Source organism: Clostridium gasigenes, assembly GCF_017348895.1.
Classification (GTDB): domain Bacteria; phylum Bacillota; class Clostridia; order Clostridiales; family Clostridiaceae; genus Clostridium; species Clostridium gasigenes.
Genome location: NZ_CP071376.1, coordinates 2,264,277 through 2,286,115, shown reverse-complemented (window position 1 = coordinate 2,286,115; position 21,839 = coordinate 2,264,277). Strand labels below are relative to the sequence as shown.

Annotated in this window: 24 protein-coding genes; 3 read left to right on the top strand and 21 right to left on the bottom strand. The window is 27.7% G+C overall.

Annotated elements, in window-relative coordinates; all coding sequences use genetic code 11:
- Window positions 1-257: 257 nt before the first annotated feature.
- The 8 genes from J1C67_RS10700 to J1C67_RS10665 all read right to left on the bottom strand — a co-directional run bounded on the left by J1C67_RS10700 (window position 258) and on the right by J1C67_RS10665 (window position 8,054).
- Window positions 258-995 carry a hypothetical protein gene (locus J1C67_RS10700; protein WP_167866785.1) on the bottom strand — a complete coding sequence of 246 codons (738 nt, stop codon included), beginning with the start codon at window positions 993-995 and terminating at the stop codon, window positions 258-260.
- Window positions 995-1,870 (bottom strand): ABC transporter ATP-binding protein, encoded by an 876-nt coding sequence (locus J1C67_RS10695; RefSeq protein WP_089971903.1) that lies wholly within the window; start codon window positions 1,868-1,870, stop codon window positions 995-997. Before J1C67_RS10695 ends, J1C67_RS10700 begins: the two co-directional genes overlap by 1 nt.
- Window positions 1,871-1,873: 3 nt before the next feature.
- Window positions 1,874-2,236 (bottom strand): GntR family transcriptional regulator, encoded by a 363-nt coding sequence (locus J1C67_RS10690; RefSeq protein ID WP_089971905.1) that lies wholly within the window; start codon window positions 2,234-2,236, stop codon window positions 1,874-1,876.
- A gap of 335 nt (window positions 2,237-2,571) precedes the next feature.
- Complete coding sequence (gene smpB / locus J1C67_RS10685; protein WP_089971907.1) at window positions 2,572-3,039, bottom strand: SsrA-binding protein SmpB; 468 nt, start codon at window positions 3,037-3,039, stop codon at window positions 2,572-2,574.
- A gap of 278 nt (window positions 3,040-3,317) precedes the next feature.
- Window positions 3,318-5,537 (bottom strand): ribonuclease R, encoded by a 2,220-nt coding sequence (rnr, locus tag J1C67_RS10680; RefSeq protein ID WP_089971909.1) that lies wholly within the window; start codon window positions 5,535-5,537, stop codon window positions 3,318-3,320.
- 129 nt (window positions 5,538-5,666) lie between these two features.
- A complete protein-coding gene (gene secG, locus J1C67_RS10675; RefSeq protein ID WP_167866784.1) occupies window positions 5,667-5,897 on the bottom strand; it encodes a preprotein translocase subunit SecG in 231 nt (76 codons plus the stop codon).
- A 265-nt stretch (window positions 5,898-6,162) separates the two neighbouring features.
- Window positions 6,163-7,458 (bottom strand): phosphopyruvate hydratase, encoded by a 1,296-nt coding sequence (gene eno, locus J1C67_RS10670; RefSeq protein ID WP_167866783.1) that lies wholly within the window; start codon window positions 7,456-7,458, stop codon window positions 6,163-6,165.
- Between the two features lie 356 nt (window positions 7,459-7,814).
- A complete protein-coding gene (locus tag J1C67_RS10665; protein ID WP_089971912.1) occupies window positions 7,815-8,054 on the bottom strand; it encodes a YdbC family protein in 240 nt (79 codons plus the stop codon).
- 119 nt (window positions 8,055-8,173) lie between these two features.
- On the opposite strand from J1C67_RS10665, the gene J1C67_RS10660 reads away from it, so the two are divergent.
- On the top strand, window positions 8,174-8,347 hold the full coding sequence (locus J1C67_RS10660) for a helix-turn-helix transcriptional regulator (RefSeq protein WP_167866851.1): 174 nt from the start codon (window positions 8,174-8,176) through the stop codon (window positions 8,345-8,347).
- 66 nt (window positions 8,348-8,413) lie between these two features.
- Here J1C67_RS10660 and J1C67_RS10655 read toward each other — a convergent pair whose 3' ends face one another.
- The 3 genes from J1C67_RS10655 to J1C67_RS10645 all read right to left on the bottom strand — a co-directional run bounded on the left by J1C67_RS10655 (window position 8,414) and on the right by J1C67_RS10645 (window position 11,482).
- Complete coding sequence (locus J1C67_RS10655) at window positions 8,414-10,147, bottom strand: methyl-accepting chemotaxis protein (RefSeq protein WP_167866782.1); 1,734 nt, start codon at window positions 10,145-10,147, stop codon at window positions 8,414-8,416.
- Between the two features lie 441 nt (window positions 10,148-10,588).
- The gene (locus tag J1C67_RS10650; RefSeq protein ID WP_167866781.1) at window positions 10,589-10,969 is read right to left on the bottom strand and encodes a DUF1722 domain-containing protein; all 381 of its coding nucleotides are present in this window, start codon (window positions 10,967-10,969) and stop codon (window positions 10,589-10,591) included.
- Window positions 10,970-11,095: 126 nt separating this feature from the next.
- Complete coding sequence (locus tag J1C67_RS10645; protein ID WP_167866780.1) at window positions 11,096-11,482, bottom strand: CBS domain-containing protein; 387 nt, start codon at window positions 11,480-11,482, stop codon at window positions 11,096-11,098.
- Window positions 11,483-11,695: 213 nt separating this feature from the next.
- On the opposite strand from J1C67_RS10645, the gene J1C67_RS10640 reads away from it, so the two are divergent.
- Window positions 11,696-11,905 (top strand): helix-turn-helix transcriptional regulator, encoded by a 210-nt coding sequence (locus J1C67_RS10640; protein WP_167866779.1) that lies wholly within the window; start codon window positions 11,696-11,698, stop codon window positions 11,903-11,905.
- A complete protein-coding gene (locus J1C67_RS10635; RefSeq protein ID WP_167866778.1) occupies window positions 11,895-12,392 on the top strand; it encodes a hypothetical protein in 498 nt (165 codons plus the stop codon). Before J1C67_RS10640 ends, J1C67_RS10635 begins: the two co-directional genes overlap by 11 nt.
- Window positions 12,393-12,511: 119 nt before the next feature.
- On the opposite strand, the gene J1C67_RS10630 is transcribed toward J1C67_RS10635, so the two are convergent.
- From J1C67_RS10630 to J1C67_RS10585, 10 genes are all read right to left on the bottom strand, one after another.
- Window positions 12,512-13,096: a protein kinase gene (locus J1C67_RS10630; protein WP_167866777.1), complete on the bottom strand. Its 585-nt coding sequence runs from the start codon at window positions 13,094-13,096 to the stop codon at window positions 12,512-12,514.
- Window positions 13,097-13,155: 59 nt separating this feature from the next.
- Window positions 13,156-14,046, bottom strand: coding sequence for a sensor histidine kinase (locus J1C67_RS10625; RefSeq protein ID WP_167866776.1), 891 nt, complete (start codon window positions 14,044-14,046; stop codon window positions 13,156-13,158).
- A gap of 102 nt (window positions 14,047-14,148) precedes the next feature.
- Window positions 14,149-15,030: an ABC transporter permease gene (locus tag J1C67_RS10620; RefSeq protein ID WP_167866775.1), complete on the bottom strand. Its 882-nt coding sequence runs from the start codon at window positions 15,028-15,030 to the stop codon at window positions 14,149-14,151.
- The gene (locus J1C67_RS10615; protein WP_167866774.1) at window positions 15,023-15,946 is read right to left on the bottom strand and encodes an ATP-binding cassette domain-containing protein; all 924 of its coding nucleotides are present in this window, start codon (window positions 15,944-15,946) and stop codon (window positions 15,023-15,025) included. The genes J1C67_RS10620 and J1C67_RS10615 overlap by 8 nt, the downstream gene beginning before the upstream one ends.
- Before the next feature lie 256 nt (window positions 15,947-16,202).
- Window positions 16,203-16,892 (bottom strand): response regulator transcription factor, encoded by a 690-nt coding sequence (locus J1C67_RS10610; protein ID WP_167866773.1) that lies wholly within the window; start codon window positions 16,890-16,892, stop codon window positions 16,203-16,205.
- Window positions 16,885-17,121 (bottom strand): hypothetical protein, encoded by a 237-nt coding sequence (locus J1C67_RS10605; RefSeq protein ID WP_167866772.1) that lies wholly within the window; start codon window positions 17,119-17,121, stop codon window positions 16,885-16,887. The genes J1C67_RS10610 and J1C67_RS10605 overlap by 8 nt, the downstream gene beginning before the upstream one ends.
- 169 nt (window positions 17,122-17,290) lie before the next feature.
- Window positions 17,291-18,682 (bottom strand): DUF4179 domain-containing protein, encoded by a 1,392-nt coding sequence (locus J1C67_RS10600; protein WP_167866771.1) that lies wholly within the window; start codon window positions 18,680-18,682, stop codon window positions 17,291-17,293.
- Between the two features lies 1 nt (window position 18,683).
- Complete coding sequence (locus J1C67_RS10595; RefSeq protein WP_167866770.1) at window positions 18,684-19,223, bottom strand: sigma-70 family RNA polymerase sigma factor; 540 nt, start codon at window positions 19,221-19,223, stop codon at window positions 18,684-18,686.
- A gap of 187 nt (window positions 19,224-19,410) precedes the next feature.
- Complete coding sequence (gene gpmI / locus J1C67_RS10590; protein WP_167866769.1) at window positions 19,411-20,949, bottom strand: 2,3-bisphosphoglycerate-independent phosphoglycerate mutase; 1,539 nt, start codon at window positions 20,947-20,949, stop codon at window positions 19,411-19,413.
- Between the two features lie 112 nt (window positions 20,950-21,061).
- Window positions 21,062-21,715 carry a TIGR00266 family protein gene (locus J1C67_RS10585; protein WP_167866768.1) on the bottom strand — a complete coding sequence of 218 codons (654 nt, stop codon included), beginning with the start codon at window positions 21,713-21,715 and terminating at the stop codon, window positions 21,062-21,064.
- Window positions 21,716-21,839: the final 124 nt, after the last annotated feature.

Sequence of the window (21,839 nt, the reverse complement as noted above, 5' to 3'; positions counted from 1 at the left end):
TGAAATTAAGTCTTCTACTTTTAATCAGCTACTTACTTACATCTCCGCTATTTTATGATGCCTAAAGCATATCCAAATAAATATACCTTTATTATATCCAATTACCATATTTTAAACAACTTGTATAAGACCTATGAAAAAAATAACAAAAAGGCTCAAAAAGGCTAAAATGCTGCTCTGTTTTTTGAAATATTTTAGAACATAAAAAGTGACTGACACTAAAATGCCAGTCACTCTTATTGTTTTTTAATTTACCCTTATCTTTCTTTAATTATTGCTTTTTTAACTAACAAATATATAAATCCTATTAAAATAATAAATATAACTATAAATGTTCCTATTGCTCCATAAGGATTCATTGTATTCCACCCTAATATATTTTGAATAAATATCCCTATTTCGCTAAATAATTTTTCGAAAGTACCTGCAATTATTATTGGTCCTATTGAAATTATTGTTTTCATTAATTTATTACACTTATAGTATATTAATACTATTGTTAATCCTAATGTAAAAATCATAATATACACTGAAAATTGTAATAAAAAAGTGTTTAACAATGTTACTACATCATTATTTTGAATCCATATACTCGTTGTACCCGCAGTTTCCAAATCTCTAAAACTTGTAAAAATCATATCATAACCAGTTGGAGATTTAGTAAATAGATTATATACTCTATTTATTATTACATCTAATAATGATGCTATTGCTGCTATGATCAATATTGATAATATTGTTCCTTTAAAGTATGTCTTCCTTGATATATTATTACTTTGAGAAAAATAGAAATTTTCCTTAAAGTAGTTTAACCCTATAACAAATAAAAATATAACAGTAGATATCTCAATCCCAGATGAAACTATATTCCCATCTCTATAATGTTTTTGAAGATATGACATAACTATCAAAACTGAAATAAATATAGAATAATATATTATCATTGATTTTTTAACACTAGCCAAATTATATTTTGCAACACTATAACATTTCATTATTTTTCTCCTCCTTCACTTGTTAAATATATAAATAATTTTTGAAGTTCTACCTTTGAAACTTTAAGATCTAATTTAATTTGCTCTTCTTTTTCTTTATTTGTAACTTCTCCAATTATAGTTGCTGCTTTAAATGAAGCCATAGTTTCTACATTTACACAGTTTTTTCCTTTTATATAATCATCAACATTTTTGTCTAAACCTGAAATTGTATATGAATCTTTTAAAAGCTCTTCTACTTCTACATTTTTAATAATTTTATTATCCTTCATTATAATTACATTTTCTAAAATATCAGCTACTTCTTCAATTATATGAGTTGAAAGTATAATTGTTTTTGGCTTTTCTATATAATTTGCCATTAGTTCCTTATAAAACAAATCTCTATGACCTGCGTCTAACCCAAGTATTGGTTCATCAAATAATAATATTTCTGCGTTTGATGCTAATGTAATTATTATTTTACATATTGATGTGTATCCTGTTGAAAGTTCTTTAAACTTTTTATTTATATTAATTCCAAATTTCTTTGAAAGCTCTAATGCATAATCCATGTTAAAGTTTTTATAAAACTCTGCTGTCCATTTTAAAATATCTTTTATTTTCATACTCTCTGGATATAAATCTTTCTCAACCATTAAATATATTTTTTCTAAAGCATTATCATTTTCTATAACATTTTCACCATCAATAGTTATTGTTCCACGGGTTGGAAAAATCCTATTTGTCATAAGATTTAGAAGTGTAGTTTTTCCCTCTCCATTTCTTCCAAGTAAACCATAAATTTTATTTTCCTCTAATGTTAAAGATACATCATTTAATGCGCAAACATCCCCAAAGTTTTTTGTAATGTTAGAAATCTTTATTGTACTCATAAATTAATCCTCCTTCTTAATCATATTTATAATATCTACAGTTGAAATATCTAATCTTTTAGCTTCTTCAATTAAAGAAACTATATATTTTTTATAAAAACTATCTTTTCTCTTTTCCATTAACAAATTTTTACTACCTGTTGAAACAAACATTCCCACACCCCTCTTTTTATATATAACTCCTTCATCTACTAATAAATTAAACCCTTTTGCCACTGTTGCAGGATTAATTTTAAACTTAACAGATATTTCTGTAGTTGATGGTATTACTCCCTCTTCTTTAAAAATCCCTTTTAAAATATTATCTTCAATAGCTTGAGCTATTTGCGCATATATTGGCGTGTCATTTGTTAATTCTAAAATCATATTATCACTCCTTATATAAGTGACTTTCAAAAAAATAATATATCAATTTGCTAGTTTATTATTTTTTCAAATGCCTAATTCTCTATGTTATATACTATGCATAACTCCTTGGTTAGTTACTATTGTAATTAACTATATAACTAACTAAGTTTATTGTCAATACTATCCAGTAAATATTTTCTATTTAATTTCATATTAGCTTGTTATTTATTTTCACATCCATTAGGAATCTTAAAAAATAACTAGTTAGATTCTGATCTATTTTGCACAACCTAATATTTTTACGCACAAAAAGACTCCTCAAAATGAGGAGCCTTTTATCTTAAATAAAATTATTATCTATTACTTTCTTTCATTTGTCTTTCTATATCTCTGTTATGTGCTTTTTCTAGCATTGAATCTCTTTTATCGTAATTTTTCTTACCTCTACATAAACCAATAGCTGCTTTCACTTTTCCATTTTTTAAATATAAAGCTAATGGTATTAGTGTAAATCCTTCTCTAGTTACTAATAAATCAAATCTTTTTATTTGTTCTTTATGAAGTAAAAGCTTTCTTTCTCTTATCGGATCTACGTTTGTAATGTTTCCTTGCGCATAGTGACTTATGTGCATTCCTTTAATAAACATTTCTCCGTTATATATATCTGCATAGCTTTCTTTAAGATTACACTTACCTATTCTTATAGATTTAACTTCAGTTCCTACTAAAGATATTCCTGCTTCTATTGTTTCTTCAACAAAGTAATCATGTCTTGCTTTTCTATTTTCAGCTAATGTATTACTATTTTTTTTTCTTACCATTTTTTTCACCCACTAATAAATTTTAATGTATCCAAGATTAGAAAGTATCTTGAATCATTAAAATTTCTATTATTTATTAATTATAGTATATCAATATAATTTCAAATTGTAAATTTATAAGTTCTAAATTTATCATTTAGGCATTATAAAATAAACAATATAATTTCGCATAAAATTTATTATTATAATTTATAAGTTGAAAGTAAAGAAAAAGCACTAACCTTAAAAGATTAGTGCTTTTGAAGTTTCCTTAAATTTGTTTCTATTAAATAAACATTCTACTCTTCGTCTACGTAGTTTGTTTTCATCTCTTCTTTAACTTCTAGTAATTCATCAACTAGTTTTTTATTTGCCTTAATTTCTGTTTTTGGTGCTTCCTCTTCTTCTGTTAAATTAAAGTAGACTTCTCTATTATCTATATCTACTTTTGTACATTTAACTTTAACTACTGCTCCAAGTCTATATACTTTTTTAGTTCTTTCACCTATTAAACATAAATGAGCTTCATCATATATATAATAATCATCATCTAATTCAGTAATATGGACTAAACCTTCTATAGTGTTTGGTAGTTGTACAAATATACCAAATGAAGTTACTGATGATATCATTCCTTCAAATTCTTCACCTATTCTATTTTGCATGTATTCAGCTTTCTTTAAATCATCAACTTCTCTTTCTGCTTGTTCTGCAACTCTTTCTCTTTCTGATGATTGTTTTGAAGTTTGATCAACTATTACAGCTAATTTTTCTGCTCTTTTTTCATCTATTTTAGCATTTAAATGCTCTTTTATAATTCTGTGTATTTGAAGATCTGGATATCTTCTTATTGGTGATGTAAAGTGACAGTAATATTTAGCTGCAAGACCAAAGTGACCTACACATTCTGGTGAATATTTAGCTTGCATCATTGAACGTAATAATAATTTACTTACTACTGGTTCTTCTGGTTTTCCTTTTACCTTTTCAAGTACTTCTTGCAGCAGTTTAGGTTGAACATCTTGTGTCCATCTAATTCCATATCCTAAATTATAAACAAACTCTTTAAACTTAGTTAATTTTTCTTCATCTGGTTCTTCATGAATTCTATAAACAAATGGCATATGTGCCCAATGCATATATTCTGCAACTGTTTCATTTGCTGCTAACATAAATTCTTCTATTATTTTATTAGCTATTCCTCTTTCGTAAGGCTTAATATCAACTGGTTTTCCAAGTTCATTTAATATTATTTTAGATTCTGGGAAATCAAAATCTATAGCTCCTCTTCTCATTCTTTTATTACGAAGAATTGCACAAAGCTCTTCCATATCTAAGAAATCTTGATGTAGATTTTCATATTTCTTTATAAGTTCTGCGTCTTTATCTTTTAAAATTTTAGTAACATCTGTATAAGTCATTCTTGCTGTTGTATTAATTATAGTTTCAGCTATTTCATGATCTATAATTTTTCCTGATTGATCTATTGTCATAAAGCAGCTTAATGTTAATCTATCAACACTTGGGTTTAATGAACAAATACCATTTGAAAGCTTTCTTGGTAGCATTGGTATAACTCTATCTAGTAAATAAACAGAAGTTGCTCTGTCAAATGCTTCTTTATCTAGAGGACTTTGTTCTCTAACATAATGAGTTACATCTGCAATATGAACTCCTAATTTAAATGTTCCATTTTCTAATTTTTCTATTGATACCGCATCATCTAAATCCTTAGCATCTTCTCCATCTATTGTTACCATTTTCATATTTCTTAAATCTTTTCTTCTTCTATATTCTTTATCTTCAATTGTTTCTGATACACCCTCTGCATAGCTTAATATTTTTTCAGAGAACTCTTCAGGCAGACCATATTTTTTAATTATAGTTAATATGTCAAGGCCCTTATCTCCTTTTTTACCAAGTACTTGTTCAACTACACCTTCTGGGCTTCTTCTTTGATCTGGCCATCTAGTTATTTCAACAACAACTACATCTCCATCTTCTGCTCCATTTTTATCTTTTTTAGATACGAAAATATCTTGATTTAATCTTGTATCTTCTGGAACTACAAAACCGAAGTTCTTATTACCTTCATATATACCGATAATTTTGCTGTTTCCTCTCTCAAGGATATCAACAACTTCACCTTCTCTTTTTTTAGTTCCATTTTTATCTTCTTTTGTTACTTGAACTAATATTTTATCTCCGTTCATAGCTCCATTCATAAATGAACTTGGGATAAATACATCTCTTTCACCTTCAGTTTCTGGTATTAAGAACCCAAAACCTTTTTGGTGAGCTTGAAGTTTACCTCTTACTAGTCCCATTCTTTCTGGAATCCCGAATTTATCTTTTTTAGTTCTTATTATTGTACCTTCTTTTTCCATTGTTTTTAAAGTCTTTTTAAAAGGCTTATATTCCTCTTGTGATATATCAAATACTGTTACTAGTTCTTGTATATCCATTGGTCTGTAAGCTTCTTCCCTCATAAAGTTTAAAAGCGTTTTTTTCATTCCCATATATTGCATTCCTCCATTTTTTATTACTTACTTAAAGTATATCCATTATGTACTTATATTATAAATTATTCTTTTAAAATAACCTTAAAATAAAAGCTACTATCATAATGATAGTAGCTTTTCATCATACTATATTAAATTTAATGCCACTGTAACTATTGCAAACATCGACATTGATACTACTGTTGCTCTTGCAAGCATAACTTCTTTAGTTTTAGTTTTGTTTTTCGAGAAAAATGTTTCAGTTGTTCCACCTTGAATTAATCCACTTAGGGCATCTGCCTTACTTGGTTGCATTAATATTGTTACTACAACTATTAAACCTAAAATCATTTCTAATATTAGCAGAAAATTTTTCATACTTATACCTCCCACTGTCTCTTCCGATTTACATTTTTATATAAGCCTATAATATCATACTACATATTAAAAAACAAGTATTTAGTTACATTTTTCTCCATTTAAGGTAGCATAGATTTTTTTAACTACTAATTTCTATAGTAGTTAACCTATTTACCTTTAAAATATAGTTATTCATAATCTATATACTAGAAAAAATAAAAAGTGGCTTTCACCACTTTTTATAATAAATCCTATTGAAAATATAAATTTTAATTATATTAACCTATTTTTTAATGTTAAAGAATGCTTTCTTTCCTCTATATTCTGCTACTTCCTCAAGTTCTTCTTCTATTCTAATTAATTGATTATACTTAGCAACTCTTTCTGATCTTGCTGGTGCACCTGTTTTAATTTGTCCTGCATTAACTGCTACAACTAAATCTGCAATAGTAGTATCTTCTGTTTCTCCTGATCTATGTGAGATAACTGCTGTGTATCCAGCTCTGTTAGCCATTTCTATTGCATTTAAAGTTTCTGTTAATGTACCAATTTGGTTAAGCTTTATAAGGATTGAGTTTGCAACTCCCATTTCAATTCCTCTCTCTAGTCTTTCAGTGTTAGTAACAAATAAATCATCACCAACTAATTGAATTTTCTTTCCAAGCTTTTCTGTTAGTAACTTCCAACCGTCCCAATCTTCTTCATCCATACCATCTTCTATTGATATAATTGGATATTTATTAACCCAATCTTCAAAGAATGCTACCATTTCTTCTGAAGTTAAACTTTTTCCTTCATTAGCTAAAACATATTTTCCATCCTTATAATATTCTGATGCAGCCGCATCAATAGCTATAAACATATCTTCTCCTGGTTTGTATCCAGCTTTTGTAATTGCTTCTATAATAACATCAATTGCTTCTGCATTTGATTTTAAGTTTGGAGCAAATCCACCTTCATCACCAATTCCAGTTGAATATCCTTTATCATTTAATATTTTCTTTAATGTATGATAAACTTCTGCACACATTTGAAGTGCTTCACTAAAACTTGAAGCTCCTGCTGGCATAACCATAAATTCTTGTAAATCTACTGAGTTATCAGCATGTGATCCTCCGTTTATAATATTCATCATAGGTACTGGTAAAACTTTTGCGTTTACTCCACCTACATATTGGTATAATGGCATTCCAAGTGAAGTAGCTGCTGCATTTGCAACCGCAAGTGACACTCCAAGAATTGCATTCGCTCCAAGTTTACCTTTATTAGGTGTTCCATCTAGTTCAATAAGCATTTTATCTATATATGTTTGATCAAATACATTACATCCTATTAATTCTTCTGCAATAGTATCATTTACATTTTTTATTGCTTTTAAAACACCTTTTCCCATGAATTTAGATTGGTCTCCATCTCTAAGTTCAACTGCTTCAAACTTACCAGTTGATGCTCCTGATGGAACTGCTGCTCTTCCCATAGTACCATCATCAAGATACACCTCAACTTCTATTGTTGGGAAACATCTTGAGTCCATAATTTGTCTTGCCACTACATCTACAATTTCAACATAATTTTTCATTTTCTTTTCCTCCTAAATATTTTGATTTTAGTTATATTTCAAAATAACATTTTCATCTATTCATATACTCTTTTTTGAAAGTGCCTTATATAATTTGATGAAAAACGATACTTCTTTATTATCTTCTAAATAATTTATTATTATTATAATAATTAGATATTTTTTTAAATAACTAGTCAGATTCTAATTTATTTTCCTTCAACTTCCTTAATTCTATTATAGTGATTATTGTTCTCTTTTGCAATACATAATCAATTAATATTTTTAACCACTTTATATTTTTGCTTTAATATAAATATAAGGCGTATAAAATGACTATAGAGTCCCTTTATACGCCTTATATTTCACATAGTTATTTAATCTATTTCTAATTCATCAATATCAACTTGATTTAAAATTTCTTTTAATTGTTTTAACTCTTCTTTATTTAATGTTATTCCTTTTCCCATTTGCTCATGATTTTCATCCCATTCACGAATATCTATTTTCGGCTTTTTATTGTTCCAAGTCATTACATTAATTTCTCTATTCCAACCTTTTGCACTTTGTGATATAGTACCTAAATTATTTTTAATATCAAATTTAAAATCTGCCATCTTTATCGCTCCTTTATACATCTCTTGTATCATACCTTGTGACTCTATTTCCTATCATTATATGTTACACTATTATAGTTCATTTTATAGAGACTCGCAACTATTCTGACTACTTCTATATTTTTCAATATAAATTAACACAGGCTCAGTTAGCTAATAATTTAGGTGTTACTCGCCAAACAATCATAGCTATAGAAAATGATAAGTATAATCCAAGCTTAGAATTAACTATGCAGTTCTCAAAATACTTAAATACTACAGTTGAAGAGTTATTTACATTAACATATAAATAAAATTTTGACTTTACTATTGAGATATTATAAAAAGCATACTTTTAATAAAAAAGTATGCTTTTTTCCTTAAATCTTAAATTTTTGTACCAATTCATCAAGCTTTTGTGCAAGTTCTGCTTGAATTTGTGATGTTTGTGCTACTTGCTCCATAGCTTTTGATGTTTCATCAATACTAACTTGAATCTCTCCTGTACGCTCTGCAGAAAGCTGTGAATTTTCTGCAAGAATTTGAACTGCCTCACTAACTTGACCTACTGTTGCTTCCACCTCTTCTGACATAGCCGCAATTTCTTCTGACATGGCGCTTACAAATTCCCCATCTTCACCATATTGTTTCCCTGATTCTGAATATTGTTCCAAAACAGGTTTAATATTTTCTATAATGAATTTAAGTACGTCATTGCTATTTTCCGATAAATTCTTGAATGCATATTGAACTTTTACTATTGTACTTTGAATTGTATTTACAGTTTCTGAGGATTGTTCTGCAAGTCTTCTTACTTCATCTGCAACTACTGCAAATCCTCTTCCTTGTTCTCCAGCTCTAGCAGCTTCAATGGCTGCATTTAACGCAAGTAAATTAGTTTGTGATGAAATTGCTGAAATTGCATCAGCCATAACTTTTATTTCATCTACAACTTTTCCATCTTCTATAGCTCTTAATATATTTTTTTCCTTTTCTTTATAAATACTATTACTTTTTTCCAATGCATTTTGCGCCGTTATTTGAACTTCTTTAGCTTTTTCCTTAATTTGACCAGCATTTTCGCTACCCTCCATAGCCTTTGAAGATAGTTCTTCCATACTAGAGTTAACTTCCTCAACAGATGCAGTTATTTCTTCTGATGTAGCACTAGCATCTTGAGCAGATTTATTTATTTCAACTGTTGAATTATCTATAATTTCTATTTTAGATGTTATCTCCTGAACTGTAGCTGAAAGTTCTTCAGCAGATGCACTCATATCAGAAGAATTGCTTAGTATTTCTTTTACTAACTCTTTAATATTCTCCTGTGCAATATTTAACGCATCCCCAGTTTGTCCAAATTCATCTTTTATTGTAATAGTAATTGGAGTTGAAAAATCATACACAGCTAAACTATTAGCTAAATCTTTTATTTTATTTAATGGAATTATTATATTTCTACTTAATATATAAGCCATAAAAATTATAATTAAAAATCCTATAGTTGTATATATTATAATTGTATTCCTAGCATGGCTAAATTCAGCTATGTTATTTGAATTTCCTTGCTGCGCTAATTTTATATTTATATCAATTAATTTATCTATTTTCTCAAAAGCAGTAACTCTCATTGGCGTTACCTCTAAATAATAACCCTTAACTGCTTCCTCATATTTATTACCGCTCACCAGTTCAATGACATTATTTCTTGTTTCTCTATATTTTGCTAAGTCATTCTTAAAAGCTTCATAGGTTTCTGTTTCTTCTTTTGCTATATCAGCATTTGATTCATCTGGTATACTTTCATATTCATCTTGCAATTTTTTATTTTTATTGGTTAGTTCATCTATAGCCTTTATTTGCTCATCTAATTTTGATTTATCTCTTTCAAAAACAATTCTAAGCATATTATTACTAATTTCATTTATATTTATTTTCATTTCCTTCAAAGCACTAATGGACGCTACATTACTGGTATATATATACTCAGAACCTGCATTTATCTTTGATGAGCTTAATATACCCTCACCTCCTATTACAACCATAAAAATACAAACTACTGAAAATACTGATATAAGTTTTTTCTTTACACTTAAATTTAAAAATAATTTCATTTTAACTCTCCTCTTCTTTTTCCATTATAATAATTTATAAACTAATAAAGTTTCCATGGATTTTAATTGTATTTATAGATAATATAGTCATGATCATATACTGTATTTTCTATAAACAACTATTTTTTTTACATATATTCACTTATATTATACATTTTTTGACCTTTACCTCAACTTTACACTCGTTTGTATTATATTACAACATTTTTTTGCAATTCCACTTCCATTTTCTATTATTTCGATAGACTTTATTTAAAGTACTATTATTAGACTCCTGAAATTACTCAAAATTGAGCCATCTTTACTAAAAATACTCTCGTAGATATATTAATAATAATATTATTTAATTTCACTAAATAAAAAAGCAAATTAATCAATCTTATAATAAGATCGATTAATTTGCTCTAATTTACAAATTAAAAATTGTATAGTAATATATTGTTAAATTCCCTTCCCTGAATCTGTAACTTCAATTAATTCCATTGGAAATGCTTCAAATATTTTCTGACTTAATAAATATTCATTTTCAAATCTTATTACCCAAGCCTTAATTATTGTTAATGGTAGTGAAAATGGAACTCTTTTATTTTGATATTTTTCTAAATTATCTAGGAAAAAAATCTTTTCCTCCTGTGTTAGTTGTTTAGAAAAATATCCAAATAGATGTAATAGCATATTAACATTTCTCATAGTGCTTGAAGGAACCTCTAATGCCTTTACTAGCAATGATTTATATTCCTGTAAAGCCTCATTTATATTGTTGCTTCTTTCCGCTGCAACTATTTTCGCTAGCTTTTTTTGCTTTGATAGGCTATAGGCCATTAGTTGAAAATCTATTTATATTATCTCTTAAATCCTCACCTGTATTTGAGACTACTAATGAATTTTCATTCTCGTTTTCTAAATATATATGAACTTATTCATTATATTTTATATCATTTTACAAATTTAAATATTTTTCTCTTTATCAAGAAAGTAGTCTAATAAATCCTCAATACTAACAACACCCATAATTTTCTCATTTTCAACTATAGGCATAGAAATAATACCATTTTCTCTTAGACGTTTAGCCCCTGTTAAAACATCTTCATCAGCTTGCGCAAGTACTACAGACTTTGACATAACCCATTCAACAGGGCAACTATCATAATGACCAGGAGTTATCCTAAATCTATATATATCAGCTTTAACAACCATACCTACTAAATTATTATAATCATCAACTACAGGAATACCATTAATATTGAGATTGTTCATTACTTGTAAAACTTCATCTATGGTATCGTTTACTTTAACCGTGTTATTTTGTAATTTTACAATATCGCCTATTTTCATAATATCATCCCCTCTTCTTTAATAAACATTATATAAGTTTTACTAATGTATCATACTAATATATTACTATAAAACTGAATATTTTACTATAGAACTGAATATTATAAATATCTATTATGCACTTTTTTTGAAAATTATTTTTTGAAAATTGTATACTATATTTGACATATATTAAGTTATAACATACAATTTAATTATAGAAAGGGTGATATAATGAAAAACAAAAAAATGAAGATTTCGAGAATAGAGTGCGATGTATCTCAGGCACAACTAGCAGAACAGGTTGGTGTTACAAGGCAAACAATCAGTATGATCGAATCAGGAAATTATAATCCAACTTTAAATTTATGTATTTCAATTTGCAAAGCATTAAATAAAACTTTAAACGATTTATTTTGGGAGGGGAATGAAAATGAAAAATAAAACTTTATTTAATCAGTTATTTAAAGCTCTAAGCAACAAAACAGAATATGGAGATGAACGTCAATCTATTGAAAGCCATAAAATCATTTCCACAGGTATGCTTGCTTTAATAATACTACTCTTTATTTTTTCTATTATATACGACACTATAGATATCCACTTTAGCATACCAACATCAGTACCTGGGCTTTTTCATTTCATATCTTTTATAATTGGATTAGTTTGTTTTTATTGTGGCATTGCATTTTGTAAACGAGGAATTATTGAAGGCAGCACTCATTCTTTTATAATTTATACCGGTCTTTTTTTCCCGCCTTTTATGTTATCAGATTTAATATACTTTATTTTTAAAGGCTATGAAAAAGAAGTTGCAATAATTGCATTACTAATAATTCCTATTACTATTTTTACTTCTTATTATATATTAAATAAAATATACCAAAAGGCTATTTACGAGCTAGAAAATGAGGATTGTGGCATTAATTAAAAAGGTACTAATAACATAGATTAACTTAATTCACCCTAAATAATAATTATTATTTTATTACTTTTATTAATAAACAAATAAACAAGCATTAATTACAATGCTTGTTTTTTGAAGATAATTTACTCTAATTCATATAAATATTGTTTCATTTTCTTTTCCCAATCTTCCCAGCTTCTTTTATCTATATCTTTTATATAATCTAAAAAACTATCTAGACAATCTAATTTTTTTAAGCCTTTCATTAAATGTCTTGGATAAGTAACCTTTCTTTTATAACACTCTTTTGGATCAATTACTTTTATACTTAAGCTTTCTTTAACATAAATATCCCTACATCTCATATCTAACTTAGTGAATTTCAATTTTTTGAATTCATTTATAAGTTTATATAAGTTTTTAGCTAGTTCACGGCTCATACCATTTTTTTTAATAAAGTCATCTAGCCTTTCTCCGCCTATTTTTTCTCTTACCATATACAACTGTCCAATATTATACACATGAGGAAAATATGTAGATTTACTTACCTGTTTTAAAATTTCTGCTTCTTCTCTACATACTTTAGCTTCTTGAAATATTTTTATAGCCTTATTTTCAGGTAGTTCATATACTATCCCATTATGTCCTTCCCCTAAAAATATTGCTTTTCTAAATAACTTTTCTGTTTCTTTATCAAAATCTGCTGAATAAGCATAAGTCCTAACCATTTGTCCCACCCTATTTTAATTGTTTGTATATTATATTAATGTTTTTTTAAATTTATAACTTATTTTCTCCAGCTTATACTTATTACTAAATTTTCATTTAATAATTTTGCTTCTATATTATTATCCAGATTTTCAACAAAGGCTTTTGTTATCGATAACCCAAGGCCTGTATTTTTATCACTTCTAGATTTATTTGCTGTGAAAAATCTTTCAAACATTTTATTTATATCTTCCTGTACTAAATTCGGAGCATAATTTATAAACTCAGTTATTATAAATTCATCCTCTTCTTTTAATATTATTTTTGTATATTTATCTCCATACTTTAAAATATTACTTATTAAATTAGAAAACACACGGTTTATTGCATTTTTATCCGATATTATATAGGATGTATTTTCTTGTATTTCTATAATTGGTTCCATAAATTTTTCTGCAAATTCATTATAAAACAAGGCTATATTTTCACATAAAACATTAGCTAAATTAATTTTACTAAGGTTAAAATTATATTCATTACCTTCAATCCTAGATAAATCATAAAAACTTGTTATTAATGTTTGTAATACATTTGTTCTTTTTTCAACTATATCTATATACTTACTCTTCTCTTCTTCAGTTACCTCTTCATCTTTAATAAGTTGAATATATCCCATAATAGAAGTTAATGGAGTTCTCAAATCGTGAGCCATATTTTCAATACTTTGTTTTAGTTCAAGTTCAACTTCCTTTTTCCTAACATTTACTTTTTGATTTTCATCATATAATTTATTTATATTTACTACTAGTTGCTCTATATGTCTATCTGTTGTTTTAATTCTAATATTTCTATATTCACTATGATTCTTTTTTATCTCGCTTGAAACAGCTTTTATCTCTTTCTTTAAATTAATAATATACATAAAAAGAATAATAACTGCTACTACTAACATTATTATTAAAAATATCATTGCTCCACCTCCAATACCTCTCTATTTTTTATTAATATTAATCATCTCCAAATAAATAACAAGTCATTATTTTGTCTTGTTATTTATTTTTCAATGCCTTATTTACTTAATATCTTGTTTATTAAATACTGCTATTCCACAACCTAAAGCTGCTACTAACGTAACTAAAGATATCATTATCGCTTTTATAATATCTGCACTATTTGCGCTAATAGCTGTTACAATTGCCACATTATATAATAAAGTTAATTCATAAAGATTATCAAACCAATCAATTTTTCCATATAAAAACGATGTGAATAGCGGAATACCTACAAATATTGCTACACTTATTCCTATAGTTGCTCCATTACTCTTTACTAGTGTTGCAATCAACATTATAATTGCAACAACCGCTGAATTAACTATTACTGCGGCACCAAATGTTTTTAACATACCCATTAATTGAATAATTTCAAAAGGTTCCCCCCAACCATTAATAATTATATTAATAATAGTTGCAAGTCCTACTGTTATAGCCATTATTATAGTTGTTCCTAATGTAATTGCTATCCACTTTGAAATATAATAATGCGATCTTTTTTTCCCATATGCCAATATGTTTTTTATTGTACCTTCTGAATATTCCTTTGCAAGAAAAGCCGCTACCAAAATACCAATTAGAACCTCTAATATTCCTTTTTCAAATGATATATGAAATAATTCTACAGTAGTAATATTAAACATATCTTTAACCCCATCCACTTGAACCCCTATTTTACCTGGATTAAAACCTGACTTACTAGCTAATGATTTTATTTGTTCTAACTGTATCATTTTTTGGTCTTCTGGAATATTTCCTAAACTTTTAATAAGGTGGTCCTCGGTCATTATTAATGTCATAACTATTGTTATTATTGATAATATTATAGCCACAATACATAATACCTTAAATGTTTTATTCTTAGATAATTTAAACATTTCGGCTTTTATTAATCTATACATTTTCTCCACCTCCAACAATATTCATAAAATAATCCTCTAAGCTTTCTCCCTTTAACCCAATTCGTTCTACAATTATGCCATTTTTAGAAAGAAGAGTATTTATTTTACCAACATTATCTAGGTCACTATATATTTTCACTTTATTCTTATCTAAAACTTCATATTCTGTTATATTTAGTTTTTCCTCCATTAATGTTACAGCTTTTGGCGCATCGTCAATTTCTAATTCTATATATTGTCTAGATTTTTCATTTAATTTTTCTGAAGATATTTCTTCAATTAACTTACCATGACTTATTATACCGTAACATGTAGCAAGTTCTGAAAGTTCTCCAAGTATATGGCTTGATATTAATATTGTTACATCTTTTTCTCTATTTACTTTTTTAAGAAGCTCTCTTATTTCTATAATGCCCATAGGATCTAATCCGTTTATAGGCTCATCTAAAATAAGCAATCTTGGATTTCCAAGTAGTGCATTTGCTATTCCTAACCGTTGTTTCATTCCAAGTGAAAAATTCTTAACTTTCTTCTTTTTCAAATCAGTTAATCCAACTAACTTTAAAACCTCATCAATACATTCTTTTCCTGCAATATTTCTAACAAGCCTTGAAACTTCAAGATTTTCTCTTGCGGTCATACCTCCATAAAAACATGGTGTTTCTATTAAACTACCAACCATTGTTCTAGCATTATTTAACTCAGATTCAGTAGTTCCTCCAAGTAATTCTATATCTCCACTGGTTTTGTGTATTAACCCTGTTATCATACGCATTAATGTAGTTTTCCCTGCACCATTTTGTCCTATGAATCCATATATATCGCCTTTTTTTATTGTTATATTTATAGAATCTACAGCCGCTTGAGTGCCATATTTTTTAGTTATTTTATTAGTTTTTAAAATTATCTCATTCATTATTATTTCCTCCCCATTACCTTATGCTCTTATTATATAAACTTAAGTATAAGATACCTTAAAGAAAACATTAAGAAAGTATTAAGGCACTATAAAATAAATAATATCTCAATGATACTAGTCTATTATTTATTTTATAATGCCTGAGTTCGAACCTATCAATTTAGGCATATTAAAAAGAACATCATCTTAAGTACCTTGATTAATTATTTTTCTAAGTGCCTTAGTCTGATATTTTTTTGAATATGTCTTATTTCTACTCTTTAAGTTTAAATCCTATGCCCCAAACTGTTTTAATATAGTCAAAATCTTTATCTGCTTTGCTTAGCTTTGATCTTAAGTTACTAATATGTACATTAACTGTATTATCATCACCTAAAAATTCATTTTCCCACACAGTCTCAAATAAATTTTCTCTTGTAAATACCTTATTAGGATTACTTATTAACAATTGTAAAATTGAAAACTCCCTTACTGTTAAAGCTATTTCTTCTTTATTTATAAATACTCTTCTTGATTCTGAATCTAATATTATATTTTTATACTTCAATTTATTATCTTTACTTTTACTTTGTGAAAATTCTTTGTATCTTCTTAATTGAGCTTGCACCCTCGCTATTACCTCTTTAATGTCAAATGGTTTATTTATAAAATCATCTGCTCCAAGTTTTAGCACATTTATTTTATCCTCTTGTCCAATCTTCGCTGATATAACTATTATAGGCATAACTTTTATTTTTCTTATTTCTTCTATAAGGTCTTCCCCTGTAACACCTGGCAACATTAAATCTAATATTATAAGATCATAATCATATTGTTCTATGCACATTTTCGCCTCAGTACCAGAGTATGCACTTCTAACCGCATGTCCTTCTTTTTTTAAAATGTTACATAGCAATCCATTAATATCTGAATCATCTTCTACCACTAAAATATTATTATCCATATTTATTCACCAACTTATCTATTTTTTGTTTTTTCCATTTCACATAAGTATAAATACATGCCAATATATACAGTAAAGCAGATGCCACTATTATAATAGTTTTTAAATTAAGTCTATTATCATAGTCCTCAAATACACGCATTAAATTTATTATATTAACTGGTAATAAACCCAACAAGATTATAAAATCATTTTTACAACTTTTATTTTTAGTATCTTTAGCTCTCATAGAGCCCTCCACTTTTTAAGAAAGTATTAAATTTTAGTTATACTTTCTCAGTAATTATATCATTTTTTTGAATAAAATGTATATTCAAAGCATGTTATCTTATTATTTTTTTATTTATAAATAAAGAAAATCCACTGAAATTATTTTAATTTCAGTGGATTTATATCTTTTATTTAAGTATTAATTTTTCTTCTTCTTCAAATCTCAAACCATGTTTATTAATCAACATATCTTTCATATCTACCTTTACTTTACCCTCAATACTATCCTCAAATTCAATAATATATCCTTCCCTATTTTCTCTTATTAACTCTGGAAATTGATAATTTTTATTATTGTCATCACAAATAAATGTATCATTTGCTACTCTTAAAATATCGTTCCTTTCATCACCATCTATATATATTTTTATTTTTCCATCTTTTCTTTCTACATTTGTTATATTTACTTTATTTCCATCTTGAGATATTAACTCACTAATATATTCAACATTATCTTTTATTTTTTTAGGCGATGATTCTTTTGCTATCCTTTCTTTTTCCATATACTCTACAAAAAGTTTGTTTTTAACTTCTGTTTCTTCTTCTGTCATAGTTGGAACTGATACCCATTCACTATTAACTAAAGTACTTTTAACTCCCCCACCGAATACTACAGCTCCATCTTCATTTTTATATTCAATAGCTGAGATATTTTTTGCATTTTTAATATCATCATATACTACATCTGGACAACTAAGATATGCTATCTCTCCATCACTCGAAAATGAACCATTTCTATAAATTTTATCATCTATCTTTAATAAAATACCTTTACTACCGTCACCCCCTTCAATTTTACAGTTCTCAACCTTTAGGAATGTACCTAAACTAGTACCTTCTAGTTCAACTACTTTATATTCTCCATTATTTGATTCCATAGTTACTTCTTTTTTAATATTATTTTTATAAGAGTCATTAAAATCTATATTTAACTCTATTGATTTATTTATTTTATAAGTTTCACTAAATATATCTAATTTCAATGTTCCAGTAGATGGAAATCCTTCAATTGAACTCAGTTCCATAACTTGAACATAATTTTTTTTGTCTATATTATAAGCACTTCCACCAGATCCCACACTAATACCATTCACTGACCCTGATATATGAATAAGACTTGAAGGATTTTCAAAAATTTCATTTTTAGCTTCTACTTTAATGCTAACTATTATAGCCCGCTGAGATGCTGCAATATTATCTACAGTGACTTTAATACCATTTTCCTCAACTGACTCACCAACATATTTTGTCACTGGCAAATACTTTTCACTAAATCCCATTTTTTGATACATAGTATTTATTAGAGGTATATTTTGTGCAATTGCTGGTTGTGAAATAATCCCTAATGTCATTATAAATGTTAATGATGCTACTATAGCCACAGTTTTTCGTTTTCTTCCCTTTCTCCTTATTATTTCTTTTCTTAATGTTTTCTTCATTTTAGCTTTTTTTATATCATTCATTTCTACTTCAATATTTTTATAATCATCTAAATTTATATTTTCTAACTCTTTACTCATACTATCCTCTCCTTTCTAATGCACATATTAATTTTTTCTTTCCCCGGCTTAACCTATTACTAACTGCTGTTTCACTTATTCCTAGTTCTTTACTTATTTCATTTACCTTTTGATCTTTAAATATTCTTCTAACAATTACGTCTTTACTTTTATTATCTAAATTATTTATTTCTGAATGAATTACATCCATAGCTATGCTGTCTTCTACCTCATCGGCTACATCTCTAGTATTAATGCTAATTTCATCATCTAAATACACATTTTTACTATGCTTTTTTTCTTTCCGAATTATATCTATTGCATGCCTTTTTGTAATAACTACAAGCCATTTAGGAAACATATTTATATCTCCTTTAAATGATTTAATATTATCCCAAGCTCTTAACACTACATCATTTGTACATTCTTCACTAAGATCTAAATTATTTAATACACTGTAACTTACCTTTAATACAAGTTGTGAATAATTATCCACTAAATAATCTAAGGCTATCAAATCCCTTTTCCTAAGCCTTATAATAAAGTTATCCTTATTAACCATGTCCTCTCTCCCCTTCTCTTTGAAAGTACTTTCATCTATATAAACGTATTTAATGCTCTAATCTCTCTTAGGCATCGTAAAAGAAATAACAGACAAGTGTTCTTGTTTGTTATTTCTTTTACGATGCCTTAATATTTTACTATAAACTAGAAAAGACGCCTTATAATATTATAAGGCGTCCTATTAATTATTTATTTACTACTAAGCTTGTTCCTGTCATTTCTTTTGGAACTTCAAGTCCCATTTCTACTAACATTGTTGGAGCAATATCAGCAAGTTTTCCGTTTTGCAATGTTTTACCTTCTGTGTGGTTTGAGACCCATACAAATGGTACTGGCTCTGTAGTATGTGCTGTAAATGGCTTTCCTGTTGAGAAATCTATCATCATTTCAGCATTTCCATGATCAGCAGTTATAAATACTGATCCATCTTTTTCTAATACTTTAGCTACAACTTTTCCAAGACATGTGTCAACAGTTTCTATTGCTTTAACAGCAGCTTCTATAACACCTGTATGACCTACCATATCTGGGTTAGCAAAGTTTAATATAATCATATCGTACTTATCAGAATCTAATCTATTTATTAATTCATCAGTTACTTCAAAAGCACTCATTTCTGGCTTAAGGTCATAAGTTGCAACCTTAGGTGATGCAATTAACGCTCTATCTTCACCCTTATTTGGTGCTTCAACTCCACCGTTAAAGAAGAAAGTAACATGAGCATATTTTTCAGTTTCTGCTATTCTTAATTGATTTAATCCCTTACTTGCAACATATTGTCCTAAAGTGTTTTCGAAGCTATTTGGTGTATAAGCAACTGTAACACCTTTTAATGTGCTATCATATTGAGTCATTGTTACAAATGTAAGGTTTAATTTTTCTCTCTTGAAGCCTTCAAATGTACTATCATTTATAGCTCTAGTTATTTCTCTTGCTCTGTCTGGTCTAAAGTTAAAGAATATTACTGAATCTCCAGTCTTTATTGTTGCAACTGGTCTTCCATCTTCCTCTATAACACATGGCAGAATAAATTCATCACTTTTATTATCGTGATATGATTTTTCCATACATTCAATAGCATTGTTAGCTGTTTCACCAGTTCCAAGTACCATTGCATTGTAAGCAAGTTCAACTCTTTCCCATCTGTTATCTCTATCCATAGCATAGTATCTACCGTTAATAGTAGCAATTTTACCTACACCAATTTCTTGCATATAAGATTCTAAACTCGCTATAAAATCTTTACCAGATCCAGGAGCTACATCTCTACCATCCATAAAGCAATGTACAAATACCTTGCTTAGACCAGCATCTTTAGCTAATTTTAATAGACCTTTTAAGTGATCTATATGTGAGTGAACTCCACCATCTGATAATAAACCCATTAAGTGAAGAGCTGAATTATTTTTCTTAGCACTGTCTACAGCTAAGTTCAATGATTCATTTGTGAAGAATCCACCATCTTTTATTTCCTTTGTGATTCTTGTTAACTCTTGATATATAACTCTTCCTGCACCTATATTTAAGTGACCTACTTCTGAATTACCCATTTGACCTTCTGGTAATCCAACTTCAAGCCCACTTGCTCTTAATTGTGTATGTGGATATTTTGCCATTAATTTATCAAAATTTGGTTTATTTGCTGTTTCAACAGCATTTCCTTCTGATTTTGGAGCTATTCCAAATCCATCTAGTATCATTAACATTACAGGTTTCTTCGCCATAATTTTCCTCCAAGTCATCTATATTTTATTCTTAATAATCTATAGTATTTTTTTTATTAATTCTGATTTTATTATACTATAATTATACTTCTTAAACAACTAAGGGCGCTTTTTATTTTGCCTTATTTGTCATATTAGCAGGATTTCTTGTTTGTATCCAAACTGTTCCTGGTCCAGAAAATTTACAAATAAAACCTTCACCACCAACTATTGAGCCAAAAAGTCCTGATGCTAATTCTACACTATATTTCATATTACTATCCCATAAAACTAAGTGGTTTGAATCTACTATGTAAACTTCCAAAGGCTCAATTTCTTTTTTATGAATTGCTCCATAAGAACTTATAAATAATTCGCCTTTTCCTGAGGCCTCCATTTGTATTAATCCTTCTCCTGAAAACATCCCACTAACTCCACCTGATTTAGTATTTACATCTATTCCTGAAGTTGAAGCTAAAAAACTTGATTTGCCTAATCTATATTTTTTACTTCCATCCATCTCAACCTTTTCTATATCTCCTAAAAATTGAGGTGCTAACAATAATTCTCCATTGCTTTTTGCTTTAAATTCTTGAATAAACATTGATTCACCAGAAAACATTCTTCCAAGAGTTTTTCCAAGCCCACCAGTTTTAGCCTTCATTTCAAAAACATCACTCATTGAAACCATTGCTCCAGCTTCTACAATATATCTTTCACCTGTCTCTGCCTTAATTTTTAATACCTTATTAGTATTTCCGTATAGCAATTCAAATTTTTCACTCATTTTAAAACCCCCAAAATTTTATTATATACCTATACTACATTTTTTAACTACCCTTGTAAAGAGTTATGTTCTACTACTTTTAAAATATTATCTAACATATTCTTAAGTATCTTCAAAAAAAATA

Bases quoted from the DNA above. Each gene is read 5' to 3' on its own strand.
- J1C67_RS10700 (WP_167866785.1), bottom strand. From the start codon at position 995: ATGAAATGTTATAGTGTTGCAAAATATAATTTGGCTAGTGTTAAAAAA.
- J1C67_RS10695 (WP_089971903.1), bottom strand. From the start codon at position 1,870: ATGAGTACAATAAAGATTTCTAACATTACAAAAAACTTTGGGGATGTT.
- J1C67_RS10690 (WP_089971905.1), bottom strand. From the start codon at position 2,236: ATGATTTTAGAATTAACAAATGACACGCCAATATATGCGCAAATAGCT.
- smpB (WP_089971907.1), bottom strand. From the start codon at position 3,039: ATGGTAAGAAAAAAAAATAGTAATACATTAGCTGAAAATAGAAAAGCA.
- rnr (WP_089971909.1), bottom strand. From the start codon at position 5,537: ATGGGAATGAAAAAAACGCTTTTAAACTTTATGAGGGAAGAAGCTTAC.
- secG (WP_167866784.1), bottom strand. From the start codon at position 5,897: ATGAAAAATTTTCTGCTAATATTAGAAATGATTTTAGGTTTAATAGTT.
- eno (WP_167866783.1), bottom strand. From the start codon at position 7,458: ATGAAAAATTATGTTGAAATTGTAGATGTAGTGGCAAGACAAATTATG.
- J1C67_RS10665 (WP_089971912.1), bottom strand. From the start codon at position 8,054: ATGGCAGATTTTAAATTTGATATTAAAAATAATTTAGGTACTATATCA.
- J1C67_RS10655 (WP_167866782.1), bottom strand. From the start codon at position 10,147: ATGAAATTATTTTTAAATTTAAGTGTAAAGAAAAAACTTATATCAGTA.
- J1C67_RS10650 (WP_167866781.1), bottom strand. From the start codon at position 10,969: ATGGCCTATAGCCTATCAAAGCAAAAAAAGCTAGCGAAAATAGTTGCA.
- J1C67_RS10645 (WP_167866780.1), bottom strand. From the start codon at position 11,482: ATGAAAATAGGCGATATTGTAAAATTACAAAATAACACGGTTAAAGTA.
- J1C67_RS10640 (WP_167866779.1), top strand. From the start codon at position 11,696: ATGAAAAACAAAAAAATGAAGATTTCGAGAATAGAGTGCGATGTATCT.
- J1C67_RS10635 (WP_167866778.1), top strand. From the start codon at position 11,895: ATGAAAAATAAAACTTTATTTAATCAGTTATTTAAAGCTCTAAGCAAC.
- J1C67_RS10630 (WP_167866777.1), bottom strand. From the start codon at position 13,096: ATGGTTAGGACTTATGCTTATTCAGCAGATTTTGATAAAGAAACAGAA.
- J1C67_RS10625 (WP_167866776.1), bottom strand. From the start codon at position 14,046: ATGATATTTTTAATAATAATGTTAGTAGTAGCAGTTATTATTCTTTTT.
- J1C67_RS10620 (WP_167866775.1), bottom strand. From the start codon at position 15,030: ATGTATAGATTAATAAAAGCCGAAATGTTTAAATTATCTAAGAATAAA.
- J1C67_RS10615 (WP_167866774.1), bottom strand. From the start codon at position 15,946: ATGAATGAGATAATTTTAAAAACTAATAAAATAACTAAAAAATATGGC.
- J1C67_RS10610 (WP_167866773.1), bottom strand. From the start codon at position 16,892: ATGGATAATAATATTTTAGTGGTAGAAGATGATTCAGATATTAATGGA.
- J1C67_RS10605 (WP_167866772.1), bottom strand. From the start codon at position 17,121: ATGAGAGCTAAAGATACTAAAAATAAAAGTTGTAAAAATGATTTTATA.
- J1C67_RS10600 (WP_167866771.1), bottom strand. From the start codon at position 18,682: ATGAGTAAAGAGTTAGAAAATATAAATTTAGATGATTATAAAAATATT.
- J1C67_RS10595 (WP_167866770.1), bottom strand. From the start codon at position 19,223: ATGGTTAATAAGGATAACTTTATTATAAGGCTTAGGAAAAGGGATTTG.
- gpmI (WP_167866769.1), bottom strand. From the start codon at position 20,949: ATGGCGAAGAAACCTGTAATGTTAATGATACTAGATGGATTTGGAATA.
- J1C67_RS10585 (WP_167866768.1), bottom strand. From the start codon at position 21,715: ATGAGTGAAAAATTTGAATTGCTATACGGAAATACTAATAAGGTATTA.